This is a genomic window from Paenibacillus sp. FSL R10-2734 (assembly GCF_037963865.1).
In the GTDB taxonomy this organism is placed as follows: Bacteria; Bacillota; Bacilli; order Paenibacillales; family Paenibacillaceae; genus Paenibacillus_AQ.
The window spans coordinates 5,731,469-5,749,495 of the sequence record NZ_CP150170.1 but is presented as its reverse complement, the minus strand read 5'-3'; the positions used below and the strand labels follow the sequence as shown (position 1 = coordinate 5,749,495).

The 18,027-nt window shown below is 41.8% G+C and carries 13 protein-coding genes; 7 read left to right on the top strand and 6 right to left on the bottom strand.

What is annotated here, in order from left to right; all coding sequences use genetic code 11:
* Positions 1-118: 118 nt before the first annotated feature.
* From NSS67_RS25010 to NSS67_RS24980, 7 genes are all read left to right on the top strand, one after another.
* Entirely contained in the window at positions 119-2,926 is a 2,808-nt protein-coding gene (locus NSS67_RS25010; RefSeq protein ID WP_339316384.1) for a glycoside hydrolase family 2 TIM barrel-domain containing protein, read from the top strand.
* A 165-nt stretch (positions 2,927-3,091) separates the two neighbouring features.
* A complete protein-coding gene (locus NSS67_RS25005; RefSeq protein WP_339316383.1) occupies positions 3,092-3,925 on the top strand; it encodes a DUF4362 domain-containing protein in 834 nt (277 codons plus the stop codon).
* An 81-nt stretch (positions 3,926-4,006) separates the two neighbouring features.
* A complete protein-coding gene (locus NSS67_RS25000) occupies positions 4,007-4,720 on the top strand; it encodes a response regulator transcription factor (protein ID WP_339316382.1) in 714 nt (237 codons plus the stop codon).
* The gene (locus NSS67_RS24995) at positions 4,720-5,655 is read left to right on the top strand and encodes a sensor histidine kinase (RefSeq protein WP_339316380.1); all 936 of its coding nucleotides are present in this window, start codon (positions 4,720-4,722) and stop codon (positions 5,653-5,655) included. Before NSS67_RS25000 ends, NSS67_RS24995 begins: the two co-directional genes overlap by 1 nt.
* A 117-nt stretch (positions 5,656-5,772) precedes the next feature.
* Entirely contained in the window at positions 5,773-6,693 is a 921-nt protein-coding gene (locus NSS67_RS24990; protein WP_339316379.1) for an ABC transporter ATP-binding protein, read from the top strand.
* Positions 6,686-7,378, top strand: a complete 693-nt coding sequence (locus NSS67_RS24985; protein ID WP_339316378.1) for an ABC transporter permease — start codon at positions 6,686-6,688, stop codon at positions 7,376-7,378. The genes NSS67_RS24990 and NSS67_RS24985 overlap by 8 nt, the downstream gene beginning before the upstream one ends.
* Positions 7,379-7,583: 205 nt before the next feature.
* Positions 7,584-9,215, top strand: a complete 1,632-nt coding sequence (locus NSS67_RS24980) for an ATP-binding protein (protein ID WP_339316377.1) — start codon at positions 7,584-7,586, stop codon at positions 9,213-9,215.
* 66 nt (positions 9,216-9,281) lie between these two features.
* Here the strand turns inward: NSS67_RS24980 and NSS67_RS24975 are convergent, their stop codons facing one another.
* The 6 genes from NSS67_RS24975 to NSS67_RS24950 all read right to left on the bottom strand — a co-directional run bounded on the left by NSS67_RS24975 (position 9,282) and on the right by NSS67_RS24950 (position 17,622).
* Positions 9,282-10,133: a DegV family protein gene (locus NSS67_RS24975; protein ID WP_339316376.1), complete on the bottom strand. Its 852-nt coding sequence runs from the start codon at positions 10,131-10,133 to the stop codon at positions 9,282-9,284.
* A gap of 160 nt (positions 10,134-10,293) precedes the next feature.
* Positions 10,294-11,157, bottom strand: a complete 864-nt coding sequence (locus NSS67_RS24970) for an AraC family transcriptional regulator (protein WP_339316375.1) — start codon at positions 11,155-11,157, stop codon at positions 10,294-10,296.
* A 150-nt stretch (positions 11,158-11,307) separates the two neighbouring features.
* Positions 11,308-12,984 carry an alpha-glucosidase gene (locus NSS67_RS24965; RefSeq protein WP_339316374.1) on the bottom strand — a complete coding sequence of 559 codons (1,677 nt, stop codon included), beginning with the start codon at positions 12,982-12,984 and terminating at the stop codon, positions 11,308-11,310.
* 94 nt (positions 12,985-13,078) lie between these two features.
* Positions 13,079-15,397, bottom strand: coding sequence for a glycoside hydrolase family 65 protein (locus tag NSS67_RS24960; protein WP_339316373.1), 2,319 nt, complete (start codon positions 15,395-15,397; stop codon positions 13,079-13,081).
* Positions 15,398-15,694: 297 nt separating this feature from the next.
* Positions 15,695-16,351: a beta-phosphoglucomutase gene (pgmB, locus tag NSS67_RS24955; protein WP_339316372.1), complete on the bottom strand. Its 657-nt coding sequence runs from the start codon at positions 16,349-16,351 to the stop codon at positions 15,695-15,697.
* 224 nt (positions 16,352-16,575) lie between these two features.
* Entirely contained in the window at positions 16,576-17,622 is a 1,047-nt protein-coding gene (locus NSS67_RS24950) for a LacI family DNA-binding transcriptional regulator (protein ID WP_339316371.1), read from the bottom strand.
* Positions 17,623-18,027 lie beyond the last annotated feature (405 nt).

Sequence of the window (18,027 nt, the reverse complement as noted above, 5' to 3'; positions counted from 1 at the left end):
GACTTTTAAATTGGATCTTCTATATGGAACAGCCCATGGGTTGGAGTCAAGTTCTGTACTTTGACCGCGTTGAAATGTTAGAATGTTTTAGAGATTATTATTACAAGGAGTGATTTTTTTGCTAACAAAAATAAATCTCGCTGGTGAATGGAAACTGCAATTAGATGATAAGAAAGAAGGGTTATCCTTACCGTTCACAGATTCTATGTATTTACCTGGTACGACTTCACATGCTAGAAAAGGTCTTAAAAACGAAAGCGCTCTCGTAGAGTCATTGACCGATGATTATCTATTTGAAGGATACGCTTGGTTTTCGAGAAAGATTGATATTCCTATGGAACTAGTAGATAAAAATTGTTTTCTTTATTTAGAGCGGACAAGAATGACGAGAGTATGGGTAAATGATGTGGAAATTGGATCAAGTCATAGTATGAATGCTCCGCATCTTTATGATCTGACAGGACATCTTTCTTGTGGATCGCAGACACTTACGATCTGTGTGAATAATACCGATTATCCGACGAAGGGTGGACATATGACCTCTCCGGATACACAGACGAATTGGAATGGGATTACAGGGAGAATTGAATTGCAATTCTTTAGTGAATCCTATCTGAGTGGTATTCAAATCTATCCGAATATTTCGACACGATCCATACAGGTTACTGCCAATGTGATGGGTGAGGTTAAAGGGAAATTAATTGTTGCCGCCTCAAGCCTGAACTGTACCATTAAACATGATGTAGCAGAACAAGTATATGACATGCTCGATTCAAAGGTTTCTATTACGTATGATATGGGTCCATCCGCCATGCTGTGGAGTGAGGCAGAACCGAATCTTTATCAATTAAATGTTGTATTGCAGGATATATCAGGTGAGGTTCTTGATCGACAGGAGATCACTTTCGGACTTCGGGAATTTAAAGCGGAAGGGGATAAATTCACAATCAATGGAGAGAAGACCTTTCTCCGTGGCAAGCACGATGGACTTATTTTCCCGCTCACAGGTTTTGCTCCAACCAATCTGGAGGACTGGATTAGAGTGCTTAGCATTTCAAAGTCATATGGTATCAACCATTATCGGTTTCATACTTGTTGCCCTCCAGAAGCAGCTTTCACTGCAGCGGACTTGCTTGGCATATACATGGAACCAGAGTTACCATTCTGGGGAACGATTACCGAGCTGTCAGATGAAGGACATAATCCTGCGGAACAGGAATATTTAATCCAAGAAGGATACGCTATTCTAGAAGCGTTTGGTAATCATCCATCTTTTGTCATGATGTCGCTAGGTAATGAGTTATGGGGAAGCAGGTCTACTATAGATGCTATATTGAAGGCTTATAAGTCATTTGATAATAGAAGATTGTACACACAAGGTTCTAATAATCATCAATTTATCCCTGGAATATTGGAGCATGATGATTTTTTCTGTGGGGTTCGTTTCTCAAAAGAAAGACTGATTCGAGGTTCCTATGCTATGTGCGATGCACCGCTTGGGAATGTTCAGACCTTAGTACCAAATACACTTTGGGATTATGATGAGATGATCAGCCCTATGAGTCTAGATATCAGCAACATGGAATCCAACGAGACAGGAAACACCATTCAAATTCAGTATGGAACAGAAGCAAAAGATGTGAAGGTTGATGACATAACGAAAGAATGGATTCCTGAAATACCTGTCATCTCTCATGAGATTGGACAATACGCGACGTTCCCTAATTTTAATGAAATTCCCAAGTATACAGGATCGTTGAAGGCTAAAAATTTCGAGGTTTTCCGTGATCGGTTAGAAGAGAGGGGTATGGGGCATTTGGCTGCCAAATTCTTCGAATGCTCTGGTCAGCTGGCAGTAGCTTGCTATAAAGAAGAGCTTGAAGCTGCATTTCGTTCGAAGAAACTCGCTGGATTCCAACTTTTAGATCTTCAAGATTTCAGTGGACAAGGAACAGCGCTGGTAGGCATGTTAGATGCATTTATGGATTCAAAAGGATTAATCGAACCAGACGAATGGCGTACCTTCTGCAATGATGCTGTCCTAATGGCTAGATTTTCAAGCTATAACTGTGTTGCCGAAGAACAATTTCAAGCGCAGGTTGAACTATGCTGGTACCGCAATGATCATCCTGAAGTGTTTGAATTAAAGTGGGAGCTAGCGTCTGAGAGTGAAGTATTATCAGAGGGGTTAGTAACAGTGAATGCTCCAAGTCAGTCCAATTATTTGGATCTATGTGATTTGAACATCAGCTTGCCACACGTCAATAAGATGTGTAAGGCGAATTTGAATCTCAGTATCGTAGGTACGGATATCCGTAAAACCTATCCTCTTTGGATTTATCCGAGGCAAGTACATGTAGACTTTTCAGACATTCATTATTTTGATTCACTTACGAGTCAAGCGCTTTCCTTGCTAGAGGCAGGTGAGAATGTACTATTGGTGCCAAAGCCGGAGCATCTATCTAATGCAATTGATGGTTATTATTGCACTGATTTCTGGTGTTACCCAATGTTTCGTTCCATATCTGAAAGCATGAATCGCCCGGTGCCAGTTGGAACAATGGGATTACTTATTGATAAGGATCATCCGGTATTCGCAAATTTCCCATCTGATGAATTCTCCACGTATCCTTGGTGGAATATCGTATCGAATTCTAAATCTATTATTATGGATGGTATGGGCAAAGAATGGAGCCCAATTGTACAGACGATCGATAATTTTGAACGGAATCATAAATTAGGTCTGCTCTTTGAATGTCGTGTTGGAAAAGGTAAGCTTCTTATAAGTGCGATAGATGTTGAGAAAGTTTCTGAGGTGACAGAAGGAAGACAGTTTCTTTCTAGCATTATCAGTTACATGAAGTCGAATGACTTTAATCCTCAGTATGAGGCTGATCCAGCCGAGCTTGTAAAGTTCATTCGATAATACATTTTGAGCTGATTGGTTATCCAATCGGCTTTTTTTATATCTAGTTTTAGATCCAACTCTTTATCATCCGATATCCCCCTCAAGGGATACCCAGCCTCCATAAATATTGGTATACTTTAACAAATGATTCTACTTTTGGAGTGCTTAAGGAGGTTATGATCGATGAGATCAAGCGGTATTCTTCTTATTCTTATAACGCTTATAATAACCGGATGCTTTAACCAGCCAACAAATGGAGAAGGCAAATTCACGACTACCATTAATGAACAAGAAGATGTTATAAACAGCCATGGAATGATTGTTGAGAATCGTGAGAAGCTGGATGCTTTCATCCAAGACAAAAAGGGTACGCAACGCGTGGTTCATTACACGATTGAAGGTGATCCGATTTTTAATGACTTGAAATACACCGACCATGGGATTGAAATGCGGCATGATAATTCAGAAGATAAGTTTGGTAGTCCCCAAGTAACAATATACAATTGTCAGAACCTTGTTAGAAACGAAACGGATAAGCTTCTGTCGTATACCTTAACGGGATGCGAGGGAGAACAAGCAAAGCTCGAGCTGCTACAGATTCCTTTTGACGTAACGAAACAAGACAAGTTTGAGTTTGTTTTAAAATATGGTGTGAACTTAAAGAATGAAATCAACACCATTGATATGAAGCTAGTCAAAGATCTCCAGAATGGGGAGGTCGTCGAGGTTAGTGATTTTGGGCTTTCTGAACAGGAACGTGGGCAAATCTATAAGGAAATGGTTCTGGCGAATTATTTAGGTGAAAAAGAACTGTCCACCGAGTGTAATCGAAAACCTGCTGTAAGTTACGATTTATCGGTTCAGATCAATAATGGAGAGCGTCATTATCTATGGACGGAATGTAAAAATACGAAGGATGACGGTCAGATGACTGACTTGGCTCAAGCGATCATTAAGATCGTGCAGGCCGGAAGTATTTATAAGCAGCTGCCTGAGGTTAAGGGGCATTACGAATAATCTATATGAGTTGAATCTAAAACATTTTAAAAAGGAAGAGTGGCATTTATATCTATTCTCAGATCATTGGAGGCAGCATTCATGCACCGTATATTGTTAATTGAAGATGATGAAGCGATTAGTGAAATGGTTAGGTCCTATTTAGTAAAAGAGGGCTATGAAGTAGAAACAGCGTTTGATGGTGAAGTAGCGGAAAGGACATTCCGTACTAGCAGTCCATTTGATCTTGTATTACTAGATCTCATGCTGCCCAAACGCAGCGGTACTGACATTCTCCAGACGATCCGTGCAGGAAGTCTCGTTCCGGTATTGATCATGTCTGCCAAGGATAGTGATGTGGATAAAGCACTTGGACTAGGCTTTGGGGCGGATGATTACATTACGAAGCCATTTTCTATGATCGAATTGGCTGCAAGAGTGAAGGCGGCGATTCGACGAGCAGGTTATGCTACTCCCCCAATCCAAGTGGAAGCTCCGATTCCGGTGAAGCAAATGATCTCCATTGGTAGACTGACTGTGGATTTAGATAATTTCTGTGCGCTAAAGAACGGGGAAGAAGTGAAGCTAACGTCTAAGGAATTTCATATTCTTAAGCTGTTCGTCACGCATCCGGGCAGAGTCTTCACCAAAGCGCAGATTTATGCAAGCGTGTGGTCAGATGATTATTTCGGGGATGAGAACGTCATTAATGTACATATGAGAAGACTACGCGAGAAAATAGAAGATGATCCCTCCCATCCAGCGTACATCAAGACGTTATGGGGGATCGGGTATAAGCTAGGAGAACAACTATAATGAGTGCGGTGCTTGGTGTTGTCATTGTGCTCTTATTAGTCGTAATTGTGTGGCAATATCAGAATTCACGCAAAGCTTCAAAAGACCTGAGATATATTCATAACAAGCTGAGTAGTATTATGACTCAAGAATCACATGAAAGACTATTGTTATTCAGCAGTAATGTAGAGCTGCAAAATGTGCTGATTGATCTAAATCGGCTGCTCGACGTTAACCATAAAGGAAGTATTGAGCGTGTGAAGCTGGAGAAATCCATGCGTAATATGCTGTCGAATATTTCCCATGATCTTAAGACCCCGCTAACAGTAGTACTCGGTTATATTGAGACGATTCAGCAGGATGAGCATATGCCAGCCGAGGAACGGGATCGTCTGATGAATACAATTCATCAGAAAGCTAATGAAGTCATCCTTCTGATGAACAAGTTCTTTGACTTAGCCAAGCTGGAATCAGGGGATAGAGAAATTAGCCTTTCACGTATTGATGCAGGCGAAGTATGCAGACGCAATATCCTTTCTTTCTATGATATCCTTAGCGCTAAGGGCAGCGAAGTGAAAATAGATATCCCTGATGAGACACTTTACTTCATGGGGAACGAAGAGGCACTTGACCGGATATTGTCCAATTTGTTATCGAATGCGATTGCTTACGGGGATGCCGGAGGCATATTAGGCATGAAACTTTATAGTGATGAGAACAAAGTATACATAGAGGTTTGGGACAGGGGAAAAGGCATCAGTGAAGCTCACCAGGACAAAGTTTTCGAACGGTTGTATACGCTGGAGGATTCGAGAAACCGATCTTATCAAGGCAGCGGCCTGGGTCTGACCATCACAAAAAGATTAACGGAGCAGATGCAGGGAACCATTACACTAGTTAGTCAACCGTTTGTGAGAACGGTATTTACCCTTTCTTTTCGCAGATTGCGCTTCTAAGGGGAGATATTGTATCCAGCTTAAGATTTTCGTAAGAATTCAGTAATAAAAAAGAAAATTCTGCTGTGTACAATAAGAGCTAAGGAAGACGAGACGAAAACAAAGGGGAGCGCGGAAATGACTACGATTCTTCGAACAAGAAATTTAACGAAAACTTATCAAGGCAAAGAAGCCGTCAGCAATGTGAATATGAATATTAAACAAGGTGAAATTTATGGCTTTCTCGGACCGAACGGTGCCGGCAAAACAACGGTCATGAAAATGATCACAAACCTCGTTAAACCTACGAGTGGAGAGATCGAATTTTTTAATGAGAAAATGACAAATCATTCGTATGAAATGCTCAAACGGATGGGCTGCATTATTGAATATCCAGTGTTCTATGATAAGCTGACAGCCAAAGAAAATCTGATCCTGCATGGAGAATACATGGGCTATTACGATCCACAGGCGATTGGTGAAGCGCTGGAGCTGGTAAAGCTGACGGGTATCGATAAAAAGCCGGTGAAGCAATTTTCGCTTGGGATGAAGCAGCGACTTGGTATTGCCAGAGCCTTTATGACGAAACCGGAGCTACTCATTCTGGATGAGCCGATTAATGGACTAGACCCTGTGGGAATCAAAGAGATGCGTGAAGTGTTCCGGATGCTTAGTCGTGAATATGGGATGACGTTACTCGTATCTAGCCACATTTTGGGGGAAATCGAACAGATCGCTGATACTATCGGTGTGATCCGGCAGGGTGCTCTGGTAGAAGAAGTGGCCATGGATTCCATTCGCGGTCAAAATACAGAATATATCGAAGTAGTTACGAATGAGATCAGCAAAGCAGTGTACGTGTTGGAGCATAAGCTTGGCCTCAATAATTTCAAAGTACTGGATCATATTACAGTAAGAATATATGACGGTGGAATCTCACAGCGTGATCTGAATAAGGCGTTAGTGCTAGCAGATGTGGAAATTGAAACCATCAGCAAGAAACAACATACGCTGGAAGATTATTTTCTGCAATTGATTGGGGGTGAAGGCGTTGCTTAAATTAATATCTTTGGAGATTCGGAAGAATAAGCTAAAAACGCTTCTTACAGGTGCAGCAATCGTCAATCTTGCTATTCTTGCTTTTATGATAATGGTTTTATTCGTTGATCACAATGAGAGTGAACCGTCGTTCGCCTCTTTTGCAGAGTTGTTTGAGGGCGTGTTCGTTTTTGTTAAGGCTGCTTATATTATTTTCGCTTCCGTTATTATTAGCAAGCTGGTGATTGATGAGTATAAGAACAACACCATTACTCTTCTCTTCATGTATCCTATCTCACGTAAAAAGCTAATGACTGCGAAAATATTGATAGTGTTCGCCTTCACATTTGTTGCCATCATCGTGTCAGACATTGTGGTTGGCGCTATCCTAATAGGATTCAATTCTTTTGTAGGGCTTATTCCGGGTGAGTTAACCCTTCAAATGATCACTTCAGAGCTGATCAAGTTAGGTGCAAACGCATTTTACGCAGCGGGTATCGCTCTAATTCCATTGTACTTTGGGATGAAGAAAAAATCAGTCCCAGCCACCATCGTCTCAGCTGTATTGGTTGCTTCCTTAATTTCTGGTGGATTTGATCAAGCGCGCTTAGGTAATTTAGCGGCGGTGTCGATCTCGCTTGGCTTGCTAGGAGCAGGTATTGCCTATTTGGCAATTCGTAATATTGACCATAAAGATATAGCCTAAGATATTTACAGAAATCCCTCTTAAGAATCCTAGTGCGATGTTAAATCATCGTGGCTGGGTTCTGAAGGGGGATTTGGCGTTTATCAGCGACTGATTTCGGTATATTTGCTATAATGATCAAAATAGAAGATTTAAAAAATTGAGATGATTCCCGCTCGTTTTAGGGTAATGATAATGGATGAGAGAGCCTGAGGTGAAATGAATTGTGGATAAGGACTGGACGTCCATTTTAACACGATTGCTTTCGGAAGAGAGCGCTTATAAATCGTTATATGACAATCATCCTAATTTAATATTTGTGTTGGATCGGCAAGGTCGCTGCGTAGGAGCTAATCGTACTTTCTATCTAGAATCTAGCGCAGAAGCACCGTTTCAAAATACAGGTGTGATATTACCTAAGAAAAGAAACCTTGGTGATGTTGCTAATTTTGAGATTGCCCTGCAGGGAAACCCATCTAGCTTTGAGTTGCAGGATCTGGAGAACCCAAAAGGGGACGCTGTGAGGATTAACTTTATTCCTATCACAATAGAAGAAGGAATAGCTGGGGTATTCGCGATTATTCACATTGCTAACGGGAACTATCTTTCTCATTCGGAAGCATTGCATGTCTGGCTAGACGCATTAGCGGATTCTTTTAATGCTAAGTTACGTGATAAGTTAGAACTGGAGAGAAACTTCAAACCTATTTCTGCTGCTGCAGTCGAGGATAAGCGATCGAGCCTAATTCTGAATTGTGTCTCAGCAGGAATATTTGTGCTCGATACTACGGGTCGAACCCTCTTCATTAACCGAGAGGGAGCGGATATGCTAGGCTACCAGCCCGCAGAATTAGTTGGTCTGAAGCTTATGGAGTATATCCATCATATCCAAGGTGATAGCTCACGTTATTCGAGTCCTGAATGTCAGATCAGTCTTACGATTGAGGATGGAATTGTTCGCAGGAAAGACGATGAGATCTTCTGGCGTAAGGATGGAACCAGCTTCTTCGTCCATTATCAGGTGGCACCTCTTATGGATGAGGGGATGATCGAAGGTGCAGTGATTGCCTTTAGCGATATCACGAATGCGCGAGAAATCATTCACGCTAAAGAATCTGCAGAGCAGGCGGCGCAAGCCAAATCTGATTTCTTAGCGATGATGAGTCATGAAATTCGGACACCGATGAATGGAATGATTGGCATGTCAGATCTTTTACTTGAAACTAATCTTGGAGAAGAACAGCGAGGTTATGTCGAGATTTTACGAAGCAGTAGTTATACGTTATTACAGATCTTGAATGACATCCTTGATTTTAGCAAGATGGAAGCGGGTAAAATGCCACTGCAATTCGAAAAGTTTGATCTTCGGGAGATGCTTTCAGACATCATTGATTTATTCACGCCTAAAGCCGAAGAAAGGAAGCTGGCCTTGCGGTGGTGGGCAGATACAAGTGTTCCAACAACATTAATGGCCGATCCGATCCGATTGCGACAGATTATTGTAAATCTGGTAGGTAATGCTCTGAAATTTACAGAACAAGGAAGCGTCACGCTATCGGTTAAGAATATTCCACTTTCGGATTCAAAAGAATATTTATTGGAATTCTCAGTACGCGATACAGGTGTAGGGATTGCCGATAATAAACTTAATCTGTTGTTCCAATCCTTTTCACAGCTGCATCCGATCATCAACCGCAAATATGGCGGTACAGGATTGGGGCTCGCTATTTGTAAACAGCTTGTTGAGCTGATGGGTGGGACCATCTTTGTAGAAAGCGAAGAGAATAAAGGTTCAACATTCCGGTTTATGCTACCCTTCATAAAGGAAGAAGTCGAGTTAAAATTAACTTCAAATTAGATGGTTACACACAAATCTCCGGTCCATTGACGTAAGAAGCAATGGCCGGAGATTTGTGTGTACTTATTAATCTTCAAGCATATACATGAGACCTACAGTATGTGGGCCACAATGGCTACTAATAACACAACCTGCATGGATGATAGCAATCTCATTCACTAGAGTCTTTTCACGTAAAGCTGTTTCTAGGTATAATGCATCTTCTTCCGCCAAGGTATGCACAATGATAAGTAGCTCTTTATCCATCCGATTGACGTTAACTAAAGCATTTTGGAGCATTTGCTCCACGGCTTTTTCTTTTTTGCCACGGATTTTGCTAATAGGTACGATGCTCCCATCTACCAATTTCAGCACAGGGCGGATTTTGAGTAGACTACCAATGAAATTCTGCATACCTGAACAGCGTCCACCCATATATAAGTAATCGAGCGTATCTACAACGAATTCAGTTTCTACTAGATTGCGGCTGTGCTCCAGCATTGCTGCAATCTCTCTGGCACTGAGCCCTTTTTCAGCAGCTCTGACAGCTTTCATAACGAGAAGAGCAATGCCTCCACATAAAGTCTGTGAATCAATAACCTGTACACGCCCCTCAGGGAATTCCCCAGCAGCCAAAAGCGCATTTTGATATGTAGAGGATAGTGAAGTGGAGAGGCTAAGATATACAATATCATTTCCACTGCTAATTACTGGTTGAAAAGCGGCAATAAAGTCAGCTGGCGAAGGTGCTGCAGTTTTCGGCAATACTCCGCTTGCGGCTACACGGCGATACACTTCTTCTGGTGTGATATCTTCACCATCTTTGTAGGTTCCCTCTTCAAACACCACGTAAAGGGGAACGATGCCGATATTATAAGTATCCTTCCAGCCTTGTGGCAAATCGGAAGTGCTGTCTGAAAATATTTTTACAGTAGACATGAATTTCTCCTTCACCGATAATCGGACGACAATAGTCATTATTGAATTACATAATCTATTTATTATACCAAGATTGAGCCAATTCTCAAAATGAAATAGTAGGAATTCTGAAAGAAAAAAAGACTACCCGGGATTCCGAATAGTCTTGTCTTGGTAAACGTTAATCCTTTTTCATAACGGGTATCCAGATCTCACAGCGATAATCCTCTGCATCTGGTCTCCCTGGAAGGTATAGCTCAAACTCGGGCCCTCCTGTATGTTCGTAACCTGTTGCTGGGAACCATTCCTGGAAAATCCGTGCCCATACTTGCTGGATTGCATCCGGCATCGGTCCTACTGAGGTAAATACAGCCCAACTCGCAGCTGGTATCGTCGTAGAAGCAAAGCCCTGAGCATCCGTCTCTGGAGTGGCTTCGACAGCAATCCAATAAGAGAAGGTTTCTTTTTCGTGATTGAAATCTTTGCAAATACCAAGGATATCCTTATCTACACCGATCTCGATCAGCTTATCCGACGTACCGTTTGCGTTAGCTTCGATCCACAGCTGAGGGATGCGGCGTAGGTTCTCCCCATCTTTCGTTGTCATTTCCTCTACTAGTCCGATAACATTAAAGGCGTCTCTTTTCTCAATTCTGTAGTCCATTTCTTTATCTCCCTTCAGTGATAGATGGAAGGAGAGTCTAGGGAAGGCTTTGAGCTGTACCCCTGACTCCCGCGCAGCAGAAGGAGTAATTCCATGAGCCTTGCGGAATGCTTTGGCAAACGACTCGGGAGAGTCATATCCGTATTTTAGTGCGACGTCTAGCACCTTAACTTTAGAAATAGCGAGTTCCTGTGCAGCCAGAGTCAATCTGCGTTTACGGATATAATCTTTGACTGACACTCCGGTAAGCATATAGAACATACGCTGGAAGTGAAAAGGGGAGGAATAAGCCACCTTTGCTATATCTTCTATATTAAGGGTTTCCTCCATTTTACTCTCCATATAATCTAAAGCTTCTTTCATTCGGATAAGCCATTCCAAGTCTGCCATCTCCCTTTGATTTCATACTATCATGCCATCCTTTGCAAAGCCTGTTATTCCTTGCTCTCTAATGACAGGTTGCTGGAGGGTGAATGATCTTAACAAAATCATCCTATATAGGATAACTCAGGAAGGTGGACAGAGTCAGTCTTATAATTTGTACACTCTTGCTTCGTAAGGACGTAGGATTTCTCGTGTCGCTGATTCATCTGGGTAATTTCCAATGATTAGTTTAGTAACAGCATTCAGCTCTACAGTTAGATCTACGGTTTGTGGAGCCTCGTTGAAGTTCAGCAGGATCAGCCATTGTTCATCAGCTAAAGTTCTGGTATAGGCATAGATGTTCTCATGATCAGGCAGCAGTAGCTTATATTCTCCATATACCATAATAGGATTCTCTTTGCGTAAAGAAATTAGCTTCTGGTAGTAGTAAAAGATTGAATCAGAATCAGCCAATGCTTGCTCCACATTAATGTCCTTGTAGATCGGATTCACTTTGAGCCATGGTTCTCCCTCAGAAAATCCAGCATTAGCAGATGCATCCCATTGCATTGGGGTACGGGCGTTATCCCGTCCTTTGACATGGATAGCGTTCAGAATCGTATCATGATCTGCGCCACCCTCTGTTACTTTTTCACGGTACATATTCAAAATTTCGATGTCTTTATAATCTTCCAGAGCTGTGAATTTTACATTCGTCATTCCAATTTCTTCACCTTGGTAAATATAAGGGGTGCCTTTAAGTGTATGTAGTAAGGTTGCGAGCATTTTGGCAGATATCACGCGGTACTTCCCATCATCACCAAACCGGGAAACCATACGCGGCTGGTCATGATTATTTAAGTACAGACTATTCCAACCCTTCTCAGCTAGACCAACCTGCCATTTATGAAGAATATCGCGCAGCTTTGTTAATGTCCATGAGGCTACATCCCACTTGCCTCCCGGACCGGAATCCACATCCATATGTTCGAATTGGAACACCATCTGAAGCTCTTCGCGATCTTCGTCTGTGTAAAGAACGGCATCCTCTACCGAAGCCCCTGGTGTTTCACCAACGGTCATAATGTCATAGCCCGAAAGGACCTTTTGGTTCATTTCATGTAAAAACTCGTGAACTCGGGGCCCATTCATGAAGTAATCGCCACCCCAAGCAAGTTCTTCTGGCGCTTCACCCTCGTTTTGATAGGAAGGTAGCCCTTCTGCTTTAGAAATCAAATTAATGACATCCATCCGTAATCCATCCACACCCTTGTCGAGCCAGAAGGTGATCATTTTGTATAACTCCTCGCGTAGCTTTGGATTGTCCCAGTTGAGATCTGGCTGCTTGCGTGAGAATAGATGTAGATAGTATTCACCGGTCGTTTCATCTAGTTCCCAAGCTGGTCCGCTGAATATGGAGCTCCAATTGTTGGGACGTTCGCCTTTAGGTCCACCTGGACGCCAAATGTAGTAATCACGGTACGGATTATCCTTTGACGAGCGGGACTCTACGAACCATTGATGTTCATCAGAAGAGTGGTTAATGACAAGATCCATCATTAGCTTCATGCCACGATCATGCAGTCCGGCTAGTAGTTCTTCCCAGTCCTTTAGCGTTCCGAATTCATCCATAATGTCTTCATAATTGCTGATGTCATAACCATTATCATCATTTGGCGATTTATATACCGGTGATAACCAAATTACATCGACACCGAGCTTCTGCAAATAATCCAGACGTGAAATGATTCCTTGCAGATCACCAATACCGTCACCATTGCTATCTTGAAAGCTGCGTGGATAGATTTGGTAGACGACAGCTTCCTTCCAAAATGTTCTTTTCATTAATAGTCACTCCTTTTATAAGATATCCATTTAGGGAAAAAAATAAAGAGACCCTAAAAAGCTATTAGCTTCAAGGGTCTCTTGTGGTGTCGGTTTATACTGTGACGGAATTGCTATCAGCAGTGATGCTGCTTAGTCCGTTCACGGTATATTCTTTGTCATAGATAGTAATAGAAGCTGGGATATCCGTTTCATTCGTAACAGTAACCTGTGCGTCCGAAACGCTAACTTTCAGACGGGAACCACGGAACATGATTTTGAAAGAGTACGCTGTCCAGTGACCTGGGTTCGATGGGCTTAGTGCCAATCTGCCATCATGCACACGTAGTCCGCCGAAGCCATGTACGATCGACATCCAAGTACCAGCCATGCTAGTGCTGTGTAGGCCGTCTTCGGTATCATTGTTATAGTTATCAAGATCCAGTCTTGAAGTACGCAAGTACATTTCATAAGCTTTATCCTTATATCCCAGCTCGCTGGCTAGAATAGAGTGGATACAAGGAGATAGGGAGGACTCATGAACAGTGATCGGCTCGTAAAAGTCGAAATTCCGCTTTTTAGTATCCAAATCGTAACGATCTCCTAAGAAAAATAATCCCTGTAGAACGTCCGCTTGTTTAATGAAGCAAGAGCGCAGAATACGGTCCCATGACCATTTTTGGTTTAAAGGCAGGTTCTCAGGTGCCAGATCCTTGACTTGAATAATTTCTTTGTCTAGGAAGCCATCTTGCTGCAAGAAGATACCCAGTTCTTCATCCGCAGGATAATACATTTTAGCAATGATATCATTCCATTTTGCGGTTTCGCTTTCTTTGAGCCCTAGTTTGTTAACTAGTTCTGCATAGCGTGTGGACTCGTTCTTTTTCAGATAATCCAGAGCTTCTAAGGTATATTCCATAGTCCAGGAAGCCATCCGGTTGGTGTACCAGTTATTATTTACGTTATTTTCATATTCATTAGGTCCTGTTACACCAAGCATCACGTATTTGTCTTTACGGTCCGCGTAGTGAACACGTTCTTCCCAGAAACGAGAGATTTCAACTAGAACTTCAAGGCCATATTGACCTAGATAAGCTTTGTCTCCAGTGTAGTTCACATAGTTGTAAATCGCGTAGGCAATGGCACCGTTCCGGTGAATTTCTTCAAACGTAATTTCCCACTCATTGTGACACTCTTCACCGTTCATTGTAACCATTGGGTACAATGCGCCTTTTGTAAAACCAAGCTTACGAGCATTTTCCTTAGCCTTCTCCAAATGCTTGTAACGGTAGATCAACAGGTTACGAGCAATGGAGGAGTCCGCTGTACTGAGATAGAAGGGAACGCAATACGCCTCTGTATCCCAGTAAGTGCTGCCGCCGTATTTTTCACCGGTAAAGCCTTTAGGTCCAATGTTCAGACGGTCATCTTCACCATTGTAGGTTTGGTTCAGCTGGAAAATATTGAAGCGAATCGCTTGTTGTGCGGAAACGTCACCTTCAATAATGATGTCGCTTTCTTTCCACTTCTCTCTCCAAGCTTCGATTTGTTCTGTCAGAAGGGGTACAAAACCGGCTTCCTTAGCAGCTTTCAGAGCAGTTTGAGCGGCATCAACCAATTGTCCAAGACCGTGATTACGGGAGGTAACGTTAGCAACATATTTATAAATAACGATTTGATCGCCAGTTTGTACGGTTACATTCATTTTGCTGGCTACATATTTCTCTTGTTCAATCGCTTCAGCTTCAGTGTTGATCTTCTCGCCGTTGACAACGATATCAAAAGCCATAGCAGAGGTTACATGGAAATCGAGTTTTTTAGTCTTAAGGGTGAGGTGTCCACCTTCAGTTCCTGCTTGCTTCTCAACTTCATTCCAGAATTTCTCGTCATAGTTGGAATCCTTGTTCTTAACATCGCCGTCAAGATAAGGAGTGATCGTAATTTCACCTGCAAAATTAACAGGAATGATGGAGTAACGAATAGCGCCGATTTCTTGACGAGTCATGCTAACGAAACGGATACTCTCAACTTTAACTTCTTTACCATCCTCGAGTGTGGCAGTGAAGCAACGGGAAAGCGTACCTTCCTTCATGTTGAGAACACGACGGAAATCAGAAACAGTGCATTTCGCCAAATCTAGAGGAGTTCCATCAATGTCGATGTTAATACCGATCCAGTTTGTACTGTTTAGTACTTTAGCAAAATATTCAGGATAGCCGTTCTTCCACCAGCCGACCCGTGTTTTGTCAGGATAGTACACGCCAGCCATATAGCTGCCTTGCAAACTGCTTCCACTATATTGCTCTTCAAAATTAGCCCGGCCACCCATAAATCCGTTACCAAGACTAAATACGCTTTCAGAGATTTCTTGTGTCTGTGGATCAAAAGATTCTTCAATAATGGACCATTCATCAATTGTTAAATATTGTTTCACGATAACCGGCTCCTTTAAATATGTTGTGGGGATATATAATGAACTATATCTCTGCTTCGGTGCTTGTGAGTCGCTCCGCTGGCGAAGGTTGTTCCGATCGCTGTTGTCCCCAGATGCTTAGATTTGAAAATTAAAGGTTAGCATCTGGGGACAAAGGCGAACGCTAACGCTTCTACACAATCCTTTCGCCATCTCCACTTCAAGCGTACCTCTAGATATACATATATTTCATTTATAAGTGGGATGCAGCAGGGCGAATCACATTAACACTTTCAGTTGATTAATGTTTGTTAGACTTTAAGCAAAAGATTCTTTGAGCTGCGACACACTCATATGAGCGAGTGATGGAACGACGATATTCGCCGCATTGAGCGTTTCAGGTGAACCAATTCCAACGCTGAACATTCCAGCCCGGGTAGCGGCCTCAATTCCTGCTTCAGCATCTTCGAAGACAACACAGTGCTCAGGGGCAACATCAACTGCTTTTGCTCCTAGCAGGAAAACTTCCGGATCAGGTTTAGCAGCACTAGTGTGTGTACCATCGATGATTGCATCAAAGTAAGGGGTTAATCCGGTATTATTTAGAATCGTCATTGCGTTCTTACTGGCAGAACCGAGAGCGACCTTGATGCCATTCTCACGACACTCTTTCAGGAAATCAAGTGCACCTGGCAGAATCTCTGAGCTATCCATCTTCGCAATATATTCGACATAACGATTATTCTTCTGTTCCGCAAGCTTAGCTTTCTCTTCTTCATCAATAGTTAGTCCGCCGATTTCCAGCAAAATGTTTAGCGAGGCGGTTCTGCTGACTCCTTTAAGGCGTTCGTTATCTTGTTCAGTGAAGTGAAAACCTAATCCATCTGCAAGTTCTTTCCAAGCGATATAATGGTATTTGGCAGTATCAACGATGACACCATCCAAATCGAACAAGCAGGCTTTAATTTCCGTCATTGTAGTACCTCCTAAAAGTTGTGACGATATCGTGATCCATTGGCTGATCTATCTGAATCTGATTTCGATCGTATAAGCTTCGCTTAAAATGGTTAAGTTTATCTTAACCTCAGATCCGAATTTTCACCCTAAAAAGAACTGGATCAAGAAATATTTAATGATTTAGCGCAAACGTTTGTACAGACTTTCAAAAAATAAATGAAGCGTTTGATCGCTTCACTTATTCATTCTGTTTTGTTCTTAGCATGAGAGTACATGGATGACTCTCTCACGATCAGGCGATGTGGAATAACAAATCGGTTTGTATAACCAGCATCGTGATTCGGACTCTTGATATTCTGGATAAGAACCTGAGATGCGGTGTACCCAAGATGATAAATTCCAATATCAATACTACTGATCGGAGGGCTGGATAATTCAGATAATGGAATATTGTTAAAGCTTACAATAGCGAGATCTTCAGGAACTTTGTAGTTCAGTTCATTCAATCCGCGTAAAATTCCGAACGATACCATATCATCGACTGCAACGAGTGCAGTAGGCCGATTAGGCAAATTCATGAAAAAAGACATCGCTCTATATCCACTATCCTGTAGAAATTCACCTTCAACAATCCATTCATCACGCATTTCAAGACCGCTATTCTGCAATGCTTTACGGTATCCTGCGAGACGATCACGAGAAACAATTAGATTCGGTGGTCCACTTACGAAGCCAATTCGTTCATGCCCCATTGAAATAAGGTGGTTTGTAGCATCGTATGCTGCCATCACATTGTCGTTATCAACAGATAAAATATTCTCATATCGATCGCTTCGACCTACCAGCACGAATGGATAATCATTGCTCTCTAGAAAATCAATAACAGCATCATCCGTACGAGAGTACAGCAGAATAACACCATCCACACGACGACCCTTTAGAAGTCTTGAAACGGCTTCCAATTCTTCCTTCTCGTTTGCTCCGGAGCTAATTAACACATCATAGCCGGAACGGCTAGCTTGTGTAACGATCCCCCGGATTAATTCCATGAAAAATAGATTTGAGAACAGCTCTTCAGCTGGTTTAGGAAGACTGAAGCATATGCTGTTTGTAGTTTTCGACACTAGACTCTTAGCCATCATGTTAGGTGTATAGCCCATATCTTCCATAATAGCTTTGACCTTGCGGGAAGTTTCCAGGCTGATTCTGGGGTGATTGGACAATACCCGGGATACCGTGGAGGGAGATACTCCCGCTTTCTTGGCCACATCCTTAATGGTAACTGTCATAGAAACCTCCTTATGGAACCGTTTGCTTTACACAGTAATATTAATCTAAGAGTTCTAAATTGTAAATAGATAAAGTCATTTGGAAGGGCAATATTGCTACTTTTGGAAAGAGTATTAGAAATTTCAATGTAAATTTGTTTGTTTTCACCAAAAAAGTAGGAATGATTAAGCAAAAATGAACTTAAAATGTATAAATGATATCCAGTGTTTTCGAAATGAGCATTTGGTAAATGCAAACGTGTGGCTTGAATTTTTTTGAAACAATAAGTAAAGCATATTTTAAATTTGAATCGAGAATGAAATTTTAGACGATTTTAAAATATTGAATTCAATTCTAATGGATTCTCAGGTTATGTTTTCTTTATTTTTCCTTTTATGATAAATCGAGTTTGTTTAACATATAAA